The 11,555-nt window shown below is 63.1% G+C and carries 8 protein-coding genes, 1 tRNA gene and 1 pseudogene; 5 read left to right on the top strand and 5 right to left on the bottom strand.

Features of this window, described 5'->3' with window-relative positions; translation table 11 throughout:
* From ACT6QK_RS01720 to ACT6QK_RS01705, 4 genes and pseudogenes are all read left to right on the top strand, one after another.
* Positions 1-423 (top strand): annotated as a pseudogene (locus tag ACT6QK_RS01720) (methyltransferase type 11); the annotation flags it as partial.
* Positions 424-570: 147 nt separating this feature from the next.
* A complete protein-coding gene (locus ACT6QK_RS01715; RefSeq protein ID WP_444596101.1) occupies positions 571-1,164 on the top strand; it encodes a YfbR-like 5'-deoxynucleotidase in 594 nt (197 codons plus the stop codon).
* A gap of 2 nt (positions 1,165-1,166) precedes the next feature.
* On the top strand, positions 1,167-2,099 hold the full coding sequence (locus tag ACT6QK_RS01710; RefSeq protein WP_444596096.1) for an NUDIX hydrolase: 933 nt from the start codon (positions 1,167-1,169) through the stop codon (positions 2,097-2,099).
* A gap of 107 nt (positions 2,100-2,206) precedes the next feature.
* Positions 2,207-2,296, top strand: a tRNA-Ser gene (locus ACT6QK_RS01705).
* A 265-nt stretch (positions 2,297-2,561) separates the two neighbouring features.
* Here ACT6QK_RS01705 and ACT6QK_RS01700 read toward each other — a convergent pair.
* From ACT6QK_RS01700 to ACT6QK_RS01690, 3 genes are all read right to left on the bottom strand, one after another.
* Complete coding sequence (locus ACT6QK_RS01700) at positions 2,562-3,515, bottom strand: DUF808 domain-containing protein (protein WP_444596095.1); 954 nt, start codon at positions 3,513-3,515, stop codon at positions 2,562-2,564.
* Between the two features lie 279 nt (positions 3,516-3,794).
* Positions 3,795-4,325 carry a hypothetical protein gene (locus ACT6QK_RS01695; protein WP_444596094.1) on the bottom strand — a complete coding sequence of 177 codons (531 nt, stop codon included), beginning with the start codon at positions 4,323-4,325 and terminating at the stop codon, positions 3,795-3,797.
* A gap of 144 nt (positions 4,326-4,469) precedes the next feature.
* Positions 4,470-5,570 (bottom strand): hypothetical protein, encoded by a 1,101-nt coding sequence (locus ACT6QK_RS01690; RefSeq protein ID WP_444596093.1) that lies wholly within the window; start codon positions 5,568-5,570, stop codon positions 4,470-4,472.
* A gap of 140 nt (positions 5,571-5,710) precedes the next feature.
* Here ACT6QK_RS01690 and ACT6QK_RS01685 point away from each other — a divergent pair, with 140 nt between their 5' ends.
* Positions 5,711-6,109 (top strand): helix-turn-helix domain-containing protein, encoded by a 399-nt coding sequence (locus ACT6QK_RS01685; protein ID WP_444596092.1) that lies wholly within the window; start codon positions 5,711-5,713, stop codon positions 6,107-6,109.
* A gap of 9 nt (positions 6,110-6,118) precedes the next feature.
* Here ACT6QK_RS01685 and ACT6QK_RS01680 read toward each other — a convergent pair whose 3' ends face one another.
* Positions 6,119-7,207: a hypothetical protein gene (locus tag ACT6QK_RS01680; RefSeq protein ID WP_444596091.1), complete on the bottom strand. Its 1,089-nt coding sequence runs from the start codon at positions 7,205-7,207 to the stop codon at positions 6,119-6,121.
* 228 nt (positions 7,208-7,435) lie between these two features.
* The gene (locus tag ACT6QK_RS01675) at positions 7,436-11,425 is read right to left on the bottom strand and encodes a DUF4365 domain-containing protein (protein WP_444596090.1); all 3,990 of its coding nucleotides are present in this window, start codon (positions 11,423-11,425) and stop codon (positions 7,436-7,438) included.
* Positions 11,426-11,555: the final 130 nt, after the last annotated feature.

Here is an 11,555-nt window from a genome sequence, read left to right as displayed (position 1 = left end):
GGCGAAGCCGCTTCGGTGACGGCGCCCGGCGTGCGCATCGTGGCCCAGGACGACAAGGCCAGCGTGCGCCTGCCCGGCATCCGCATCGAGGCGGAGGGGGACAAGGCCAATGTCCAGATCGGCGGCATGCACATCAAGGCCAGCGACGGCCAGGGGGTGCAGACCACGACCTCGAGCGTCAGCGTCAACGCCACCGACGAGGCCACCGAGGTCCGGGCCACGGCGCCGGGCGAGGCGATCCGCGCCCACTATATCCTCACCGACGGACAGCCCCGGCCGGGCGGATGGGCGCTGGTCGGCTACGAGGCCCGCGGGCCGCGCGGCGGTCCGATCGTGGTCGCCACGGTCCGGGCCAAGGAGGGCAATCGCGACCGCATCTTCGACGACGCCCGCGACCTGGTGACCCTGAATGTCGGGCAGTAAGCCTCTTGAATTCACGTCCCGCCCTTGATCCCCGGTTGCGGATGCGTCACCTGACGCTGCCGTCATCCGAAGGTCAGACACTTGGACGAGCCCGCCGTCGCGAAAACCCGTAGTCCGAAGCCCCAGGCCCCGCGCGCCTGGCAGCGCATGCTGTCGGGCCGCCGGCTGGACCTGCTGGATCCCTCGCCTTTCGACATCGAGATCGAGGACATCGCCCACGGTCTGGCGCGTGTGGCCCGCTGGAACGGCCAGACGATCGGCGAACACGCCTTTTCGGTGGCCCAGCACTCCTGCGTGGTCGAGGAGATCGCCGCTCACATCCAGCCGGGCCTGGACCCGAAATGGCGGCTGGCGGCCCTCCTGCACGACGCCTCGGAATATGTGATCGGGGACATGATCTCGCCGTTCAAGTCGGCCCTCGGCATGAACTACAAGGCCTTCGAGGCGCGGCTCGAGCACGCCATCCACGTGCGGTTCGGCCTGCCGCCGAAATCGCCGGTCGCGATCAAGACCCTCATCAAGAAGGCCGACCGGGCCTGCGCCTTCTTCGAGGCGACCCAGCTGGCGGGATTCGGCCGGACCGAGTCGCTGAAGCTGTTCGGCGCCCCGCCGCCCGGATACGACCTGGTCATCGACCCCCTGCCCGCCGCCGTGGCCCAGGCCCGCTATCTGGAGCGGTACCGCGTGCTCGGCCAGGCCGTCGGCATACTTGCGCCCACCGACGCCTGGCATACGGAATAGCCATGGCCGGCGGGGGGGACCAGGGCGTTCGGATCGGACTGTCCGCCGTGGTCATGGCGCTCCGGGGCCGTGTCCTCAGCGTCCTGACCACCCACGGCGACGGAGACGGGCCCCTGGCCCTGCCTTTCGGTCCGTTCGACCCGGCCCGCGACCGCACCTTCGAACTCTCGCTGCGCGCCTTCGTCGCCGACCAGACCACTTTCCGCCCCGGGTTCGTGGAACAGCTCTATACCTTCGGCGACGCCGGACGGGACGCACCGCGCGCCACGCCGGGCCCGGGTCGGCTGCGCGAGATCTCGGTCGGCTATCTGGCCCTGACGCGCGAGACGGGCGGCGCAGACAGCCGCTGGACCCCGGTGTTCGACATCTTCCCGTGGGAGGATCGACGTGGCGGGGACGCGGCCGTCGCCTCCATCGCCGAGGGTCTGGCCGCCTGGGCCTCGGACGACCCCGCCCGGACGGCGCGGGCCGACAGCCTGTTCGCCCTGGGGGGCGAGGCGCGCTGGAACGAGGAACGGGTGCTCGAGCGCTATGAACTGCTCTACGAGGCCGGTCTGGTCGAGGAGGTGGCGCGGGATCAGAACCTGGCCCCCCGTGTCGCGGGGCCGGGACGGGTCATGGCGTCGGACCACCGCCGCATCCTGGCGACCGGGCTCGGGCGTTTGCGCGGCAAGCTGAAGTACCGCCCGGTCCTGTTCGAACTGACCGCCGAGACCTTCACCCTGTCGGAGCTTCAGGCGGCGGCCGAGGCCGTCGCCGGCCTGTCGCTGCACAAGCAGAATTTCCGCCGTGGCGTGGAGCGCACCGGCCTGGTCGAGCCGACCGGCCGGATGTCCGCCGCCACCGGCGGCCGCCCCGCCGAACTGTTCCGCTTCACCGGCGCGGACCCCCAGGGCGGTCAGGCCCCGGGCCTGGCCCTGCCCGCCCTGCGCTGACGCGCTCCGTCGCGTTCGGAGCAAAAACCGGCCGGATGCCGCTTGCGATAGCCGCCGGGTTTCATTAGAGAAGCCGCTCGCTCGACCAAAGCGTTTCTCGACCTCGCGGAGAGGTGGCAGAGTGGTCGAATGTACCGCACTCGAAATGCGGCGTGCCTGGAAGGGTACCGTGGGTTCGAATCCCACCCTCTCCGCCATTCGTCCCAGGTTCGGACGTCCCTGAAATCCCGATCCAGGTCTGTGCCGACGATCTGACGTCTCGTCGGCTGCCACGCGCAACGGTCAGCGCGCGCGGGCGAACCAGCGCATGAACAGACGAAGCGCCCAGCTGCCGGTGGGGGTGGTGTTCAGGGTGCGGGCGCGACGGCCGCGGCCGTTGAAGATTTGAACGGTCATGATCCGTCTATGGCGTGCGTCGCGCGTCGGCTTCAACCGTCGCCGTAAGCATTTCAGCGGGCGTCACTAGTGGGCGCCGGACTTGCCTCTGAGTTTCGCCACCTGATGCATCGCCACGGCGATCACCGCGCCGACGATGACACCGACGATGGCCGAGCAAAGGGCGGTGACCAGCCAGGCCGCCACGCCGCCGAAGGGCAGGGCGGCGCCCACCGCATGGGCCATATGCTCGATCGGCTCGGACGGCCAGTGGAGGCCCAGTTCATGGGCGCCGTGAACCAGAATGCCGCCCCCGACCCACAGCATGGCGGCGGTGCCGACCACGGCCAGGACCGACATGACCACGGGCATGGCCTTGACCAGACCCCGGCCCAGACCCTTGAGGGCGGGGTTGCGGCCCTGGGCCAGATGCAGGCCGATGTCGTCCATCTTCACGATCAGGGCAACGACGCCATAGACGCCGATGGTGATGGCCAGGCCGACGATGGCCAGGACCACGGCCTGGGTCAGCAGGGGCTCCTCGGCGACATCGGCCAGGGCGATGGCCATGATCTCGGCCGACAGGATCAGGTCCGTGCGCACGGCACCGGCCACGGTGGTCTTCTCGATATGGGCCGCGTCCTGATCGACAGGCGTCGCGTCCTCGGCCGGGCCGTGATGGCCGCCGCCGAAGGCCGCCATCAGCTTCTCGGCCCCCTCGAAGGCCAGATAGGCGCCGCCGCACATCAGGAGCGGCGTGATGATCCAGGGCGCGAAACTGGTGAGCAGCAGGGCCGCGGGCAGCAGGAACAGGAACTTGTTGCGCAGGGAGCCCATGGCGATCTTGCCGATGATCGGCAGCTCGCGCTGGGGGCTGAGACCGGTGACGTAGCGGGGCGTCACGGCGGCGTCGTCCACCACCACCCCGATCGCCTTGGAACCCGCCCGCCCGGCGGCGGCGCTCATGTCATCGAGAGAGGCGGCGGCCAGCTTGGCGATGGCGGCCACGTCGTCGATGAGGGCGATCAATCCGGAGGACATGGGGCGGCTTTCTGGAAAGACGGAACGAGCGAGGCGTGACAGCCTTCATCGCCATTCGCGGGCGCGGGTCAACAGGCGACGGCGATTTCAGGGGAATGGCGCACCCGACACGAAATGCTCTGTACCACATCGACCTCCCTAAGTCGTTGTATCGTATCGGACTGTCAGCATTTGTGGAGCGGGTTTGTGTCGCGCGGTTGTGTCGCTCGGGGTCAGCGAGCGAGGGTCGTTACGTTCGGCCGCATACCATCACCATCGGCCGATAGTAGTCGGTGGATTTCAAGCGTTCGGCAGTGCCGCTCCAGCGCACCACGTGATCGCAATCGCCAGACCGACGTAGAATGGCGTAGCCCATAACCGTTTTAACGCCGCGTCGATCATGTCACCTCGGTCTCTCAGCACTTCGCTATTGAAAGCCAATCGAGTATCCAACTCGGCCATCATCTCGGCCTCGATCAAAGCTTGAGATTTTTGCCCGTCAATATCCTCGACGAATGCATTCGGAGGATATCCAGCGGCGTGGAACTGGAGACATCTAGCTGATCTGAGAGCGTGATGCGCCGCTGTTGCAAATCCAACAACTCCGACAACCGAGCCCGCAGCTAGAGGGAAGTTTGGAGTGCCTGTAAGTGCTACGCCCAGCAGGCCAGCCGAAGCGGCCGCCAGAGCTGATGATGCTCCGGTGATGGTTGCAGCGCGGGCGTCCGCCGCTTGAGCGAAGCTGTTCTGGTCAGCTAGCCGCCGTTCAGCTTGACTAATTATCAGAGCGCGTAAACGTTGGGGAGCAACAGCGTAGATTGTCGAGGACATTGTGGCTCCCACAACTCAACCGCCCGAGCGCAGAGATATCTATAAGGATCATGGAAGCACCCCGCCACCGCCTCCTCCGCCTCCTCCGCCTCCGCCTCCTCCGCCCCCGGCGAAGCCCTAACTTAGGGTTGGTTGGCTCAATGCCTAAAGGCTGACTTCAGTGAAATCGCCAGCTGCCCATTCTCCAACGGCGCTGTCCGACGGCACCTCCAAGCTGTAAACTTGGCCTTCGCTGCCCCGGTACCACTCGTACTGGGAGCGTCCAAACCGCAGCTTGTGCAGGTGCTGAGACGCTCCGCTTTGGGCGGATCCGATGTTGCGGTTCGCCGCGAACATGGCGGCAATGAACCGAATGGTCCGGTTGCCTGAGCCTTCGACGATCACTTCGACGTCCTGTTCCCACATGGCACGGCCGATGATCTTTCCGTAGGCCCTTCTCAGGACGGGGAAGTCGGCCCGCTGCTTTGCCGAAGCTGCGGCTACGAGTTTCGTACGTTCTGCAGCAGTAGTGGGATCAAACGAAGCCGCCGGATGCTCCGAGAGTACGCGAGCCACCTCCTCATACGCAGACACCCTCTGCCAGATCGCTTCGGGCGTTTCGGGTGCAGATGTGGCGAGCCCCGATAAAGCCTGCTGTTGCGCTTTGAAGGCCTCCGATGCGCGATCCGACGGAGTGCTCCCGGAGCCCTCGTCCATCGCCTTCTGAATAGCCGCCCTCAGTTGCTGGCCTTCCGGTGAGGTCCTGCGTTCCTGTGGGACAGCCGACGAGAAGAAAGCCGTAACGGCCTTGGTCACCTCGCCACGGTTCAGCGCATCCTGAGCGGGTCGCATCGGATCGCTTTGGCCGACCAAATCGACGGCGGGTCTTGAGCCAGCCGCTACCCCCGCCTTCTCGACAGATGTGGATTTTGCAGCGGGGTCGCCGCCGGTCGATGTCGTGGGACTGGTCGCCCGCCCGAACGGGTTGATGATCAGCAGGAGCACGCCCACTGCGACAGCTGTCAGTCCCGGGATCATGGGCCGGCGGAAAATCGGGTGGGCCGCGCCAAGCACCTTCCCGGCCGGGGGCAGGAGAAGGATGCCCGCGAGCAGCAAGCCCCAGCCCATGCGGGGACCACCGGCCATGAACGAACCCAGGCCGAACGCCACGGCCACCAGACCAAACGCCCAGCCGAATGCCGAAAGCACCCGGTCGGGTTTTGCCTCTCCCGACGCTGGTGTCCCGTCGTTCCCGTTCTCGGTCATCGCTCCCCTCCGTGGTTGGCCAAAGCGTATGGAAAGTGACGTTGATTGCAATAGAATACGGATTTACCTTTTTCCGTATTTAGCAGTCCTAACCCTTCTCGCTGTCCCCTCTATCCCTCTGCGTATCGGAAGGTGCGTTGATGGACCCGTTGCGAGAGAGATTTGGTCGACTGGTCGCGGCGCGTCGGCGCGAGAAGGGGTGGACCCAACAGCAGCTCGCGGAACATTCCGGCCTCAGCCATGAAACGATCAATCGCATTGAGCGCGGTGTGGTCGCTGCGAGGTTCCCTAATATCGGGAAGATCGCGGAGGCACTTGAGGTAGATCCATCCGAGCTCTTTGCGCCTGATATGCCTCGAGGCGTCGGGAGCAGAGGCAGGCTCCTGAACCTGACAGCCCGACTGTCGATGTTGTCGGATAAAGAACTAGAATGGCTCGAACCGATGATCGACGCGGCCCTTAAGCCGCGACCGGAAGCCACCCAGTTTCGTCTCGGGCGATCAATGGCGGGCAAGTCGCCGCCTACGGATAGGAAGTAAGCGAACCGGCTACTGAGCGTCTCTGACGACTGTCCGGCGGAGATCGTTCAGCGCCGGTAGACGATCTCGGACCGAACGACGGACAGCCTCGCCGTCATCGGCCGACAGTCCATGTCGGGTCAGGCTGAACCGGTCGGCCTCGTCCCTAAGCCGATCCAAATCTGCGCCGCCGATCCATTGGTCGAGGCACTGCGTCTCCTCAACGAAGATGGCGTCCGACACTGCCGCCTGCGCTTTCGACGGCGACAGACGCTGGAGCTCAGGGAGGTCCGGCAGGAGCGCCTTGGTGAACTGGCCGATAGCTCGCCGACCCAGCCGTTCGTGCTGGTCGAATGTTTCGGATGGGAAGCCGTCGATCATCACGCTGTCGGGCATCGGGTCATATCGTGTCAGCGGCGGTCCGCTGCTGGATCGGAGCAGCGCCGCTGCAACGAGCCCGAGGCTCATCTCATCCAGCGGGTGGAGGAGCGCCGCTCGGCAGGCCCGTGCAATGCACGGTTCAGTCTGATCAGCGATGATCTCGCAGGCGGCGATGAGGCCGGCCTGATCGGGAGGGCGAACACGATACGCCTTGGGGACGACGCCACGCAGAACCGACACGGCAGCAAAGGTCTCATAGGGGTCGTCCGGGCTAACTCTGGCGAGCAACCGGCCGGTGGTCATGCCCCCGAACAGTCGGAATATTTCGGGCTCGCCAGTCTCGGTGACGAAGGCGATCTCGATGGCGGATCGCGATTTCACCGCGAGGGCCATGCAGCGGGTCAATGCGATCAGGAACGGGAGTTCGCCGACCGCCCTTCTGAACCCCACCCTCTGCCCCGCAGTCGCCCAGAAGACGGCATCGGGTAAACCGATCCCTATATCTTCGACTGCCACAGTAAGGGCGGATCGCCACGCATAGCGAGGGTCTAGTCGATGGAGAGCCAGGGCCATCGTCACTGCTCGACCGACCTGACCGCGCCGGATGGATTTCTGAAACGAGCTGCGGATCCGGTAGCGATGTTCAGGATCGACGAGCGCCGGCTGCGGCTCCAACGTCGCCCAGCGAGCCGTCCAGGCGGATGCCTCCTCCACGAGCAAATCGAGGCTCTGATGCATGATCTCTCCGAGGTGATGTTCCTCGGAGCGTGGTCGTCATGGCTTGGCAGGGTAGTGAAATCGGCTCGCGATTATGGTCGTGTAATAAGCCATTCTTGCAGACGAAAGTGGCGCTATCACTGAGAAATGCCGGGGGTTCGGACTTGTACCCCTTCCAGCGATTTCGCGATGGCTACCGCCCGACAAAGCCCGCCTTGGATTACCCAGCCGGAAAACAGGCAAGTCAGACTAGGATAGCTTCAGTGTTATGAAGTGGCCTTTGGCCCATCCAAAAATGTAGATCGACACCGAAGGTTTCAGTCTGCGGAAGACCTGAATGAGGGCGGACAAAATCCACTTGTAGTCATCGCGACGCCCGATAGTGAGCCGATCGAGAAGGGCACCCGTAGCTGCCTCCCGTATGTGCCAAAAATCCATATTGCCCCAGATCAAATGGATTGTTTGAGCAACAACCCGGATGTGGGATTCGACGTCAGCCGCGTTGCCGCCGAAGCAGCGAGCCAGCGTCAGGAATATCTCTCCAGGCTGTTTGAGGCCAGCCGCCACATCCGCCCGTAGCGCGTCCACAAGGACCTGCGGGCCCAAGCCGATATAGTTCTGACGGCGAGCAATAAGCTTGGCGCTCCAAATCGCGTAGGACGACATATCGGCCATGCTGTTGTCCACGGCGTGCCCGAGAACCCAGTGGAGCCAGCTTGATTTCTCGACGTCCAGCGCTCGGCTCCAGAGACGCATGCGAAGGTCATCGACAAGGAGAAGAATGTTCCGCTTCTTCGCCACAAAAATCTCATCGAAGATCGGTTTGGGGAGATCGACGAGACTTTGACGGATTTCATCCGGCAAGGCGTCTGGTATCTCGGCGGCCGCGAGTATGGCGTTTTCCTCAAGCCATTTGATCGCGTTTCTGAGGGAATCTGCTGCGCCTTTGACCTCATCGGGACCGAGTTCCTTCAGCACGATCCGGCCATTGTCGATGGACATGGTCGATTGACCTTCGTCCTGTTTGTGGTCGGTCAGTCGCTCTAATCGTTCATGCAACTCGTAGAGACAGGCGGCGGTATAATGAAGCTTGCCAACCGTCGCCTGAACGACCTCGGTGACGCCCAGATCCCAGATAGTCCAGAACGTCTGCGCGTCGACCACAGCGCCTGCGCAAGCATTCGAATCGATGCTCTTGGTTGCGGCAATACGCTCCGCCTCATTTCCGAATGCGACTTGGAAGTATCTGCCGCTCTCAGCCAAGCCGCCGGCGGCGTCGATGGGGCTGATACCGACGCGATGGGCGAAGATCGCGAGCGGCAGTTGATTTTTTTCGTAGGCTTCCGCTTCGGATTCCACGAAATCCCGTCGGTCTTTCAGGACGGCTTTGATCGCGTCCAGACCACCTTCGGCTTCGACATCGACCCTGATGCTCCTGAAGCCGTTTGCGGATGGGAAACGAGACTCAAAGTCTTGGAGGACCGTCTGCATCCGCGCGACGAATTTGTGCCGGACATTGGCGACGCAGCCGCCTCTTCCATCCGGCAGGGTGAAAGTATCTCCGGTTTTCAGACCCAAAAGTGCTGCAACGTCTTGGTGCTCCGGCTCGCGAGAATCGGGGTCCAGCTTACGTAGATACGAGTTCGGCTCGACGACGATCTCGCTCGATCCGCCACCTTCGAATGAGAGCGTAACGGATGTATCGATCGCAACGTCGGTTACATCGAGCGTGAAATCCGGTCCTCTTTCGGCCCCCAGAACGAGCCCGCCGAAGTTCGTCCAAAGCCGGGGATTGTCCCGGTTCTCCAGCATCAACCGATACAAGAGCGCCAGGCCCCGTTCGGGATAGCCAAACGCTACGAGAAGCCTCGCGAGCCGCGTCTGGTCGCCGATGCCTTCGGTCTCCAGACTCTCGACATCCCCGGCAAGGATTTCGCGGATAACATTGTCGCGCCTGCGGCGAACCAAGGCTTCAAGGTGAAGTAGTAAGGGTTTGAGGTTTTTCGGGTCGCGCTCGGCCAGTTTTTTCGACTGGCGTTCAGCTTTGTCTAGATCTCCCCGGTTGAAGGCATGGACCGTCGTCAGCCAGATGGTTTCCGGGTCTTGGCGCACAGCCTCGGGTAGAGCTTTCAGTGTTTTGAAGAAATCGGTGTCGCGGCCCGCTGACGCCAGAAGCGTCAGATAGAGGCGTGCGGCATCACTATCGCGTTCGATGTCGATGTGACCGTCGAGAAGGCGCGAGGCTTTGATGAACGCACCGTGGCGCTTGAGGCTTTCTGCTAAAGTTAGGCGAAGAGAAAACGGGGCGTCGGGTTTGATCTGGTCGGCAAGCGACGATAGTGCGGCGGCCAAATCCTCGTCGTCTTCGCCAGAGGCCGACCGATGCCTGATTTCGATAATCGTTGCGTAGGGGGCGATCTCTTCATCGGCTCTCAACGCGTTCAGCGCGTCTTCCAGCCTAGGGTCAGATGCGCGTTGCGCGAGGCTGGCGGTTAGGATCAGCCGGCTCTTTGTGTGGTGTTCGGGTATGATTTCGGCGGCTAGGCCACGCACAAGTTCGAGCCCGGCTTTCGCGTCGCCGCGCCCGAGGATTTCCCCGCGAAGAAGCTGTGCTTCTCCATCCTCTGGAATGGTCGCAAGCGTCTCCAGCGCGTCGGCTTCGTCGCCGCTCATTGCTTGGCTCAAACCGAGCATGCGCATGATGTTGGGGTTGTGGCCAACGTATCCCTGAACACGTTTCAGGAAGACTGCTGCGGAGTGATAGTCATCGATAATTCGGAACGCTATGGCGGCGTTTGTCGCCTCGTTCGCCACGTCGTCGATGTCTGCATAGCCGTTGATGATCTTGTGTTCGACTTCGTCACGGAGGAACTCGGCGACGCGCCTTACCTCCTCGACGAGTACGTCGGACTGACCGCCGGTTACGAACCGTCCGTCGGTCGTGGCGAGTTCTAGAACGCCGAGAGCCCAGAGCCGTTTGACGACCTGATCGTCCGGCTTGGCTTCGTGAGCGGCTATGGCTTCACGGGGCCAACTCGGGTCGTTGCGGACGCGCAGAAACTCGAGCACGGCATGGGTGGCTTCCGGCTTGTCGCGATCCGCTTCCGGGATAAGCTCGCGCGGATCGCCCTCGTGATCGAGACGTGCGACGGCCGCGAGCAGGATCGTCAGCACATGCCCTGGGTGATCGGGAAGATCGATGGACGCCTGCGCATATTCGCGGGCCTTCACGTACTCGCGTTGGATCAGCGCGGCCAGCCCCATATTCGCCAGCGCGTTCGTGTTGTGGGGCTCAAGAGCGAAGGCCTCTTCGAACCCTTCACAGCTCTCTTCGGCCCTGCCGAGATCTAGGGCGGCGGCGGCGCGCGTGGACAGTGCTCGGAAGTAGGCGAATGGATTCGTCTCTCGGTCGATCTGCTGGAGAAGCGCTTCGAGTTTCCTGTAAGCGACAGCAGGGTCCCCCTCGTTCTTGATGTCTCGAAGCTGGTCGATTTTCGCGTGCAGCGTGGGGTCTTCGGATGCGCGCCGGGGATCGACACCAGCATCGACCGAGGCTGGAGCGGGCGTTTGTCGGGATGGTGCCAGCTTCTCGTCGAGCAGCTTGGAGATTTGAGAGAGCGCGGCGGCGGAGAGGCCCGCTTCGCCGAACTCTGCCTGAAGGAGTGGCGCGACACCTTCGACCTGCTCCGTCGCGAGCGTCACCTCTTTCGGCTTGGCCGCCTGCTTTCCTTTGGAAACATCGCCGACAATGGAGTCGACCATGCGTGATGCGCTGACCTGATTGAGTGTTTTCCCGGCTGCCGCGGCCTGGGCCAGCGACGTCTTTGCGTCGGTGTTGAATGTGTTCGTGCGAGGAACATCGATCCGCCAGTGCTTGCCGCTCGACGTGGCGCTATCGGTAAACTGCCAGATCGTCTCGTCATTATCCGGGTTGTGGAAGGCGATGACGACGGGCACAGCGTAACCCAGCCAGTAATTGCGATGCTCTGGCGTGGCGTAGAAGCGGAGTTCGCGGCCGGTGGCGTCTTTGAAGAAGGAGGGGCCGCTTTTGATCTGGACGCCGATGAGCTTCCCGGTGACGGTTTGGTCGTCCGAGACGATCTCAATCTCACCGTCGATTCCAAAATCTGCTTGTCGCTTGTCTCGAAAAATCCAGCCGTAGGTAAGCACGGCCTTCTGGACCGCGTTGATCCCAAGCTCTTCGGTCGGGTCGAACTTGCGGCCTTTGCCGCTACTCATAGAGCCCGGTGGGGTAACTCATCTTGAGGATGAGCTTTCTGGATTTGTCGCTGTAATAGGGAGAGGTCATCGTGCTCCAAGCTACCAGATAGCGCTGATTGCTGCGCACGCCAATATCGTCAGATCGTAT

Origin of the sequence: Brevundimonas sp. (assembly GCF_052436175.1) — a bacterium.
In the GTDB taxonomy this organism is placed as follows: domain Bacteria; phylum Pseudomonadota; class Alphaproteobacteria; order Caulobacterales; family Caulobacteraceae; genus Brevundimonas.
This window is presented reverse-complemented; position numbering and strand designations above follow the sequence as displayed.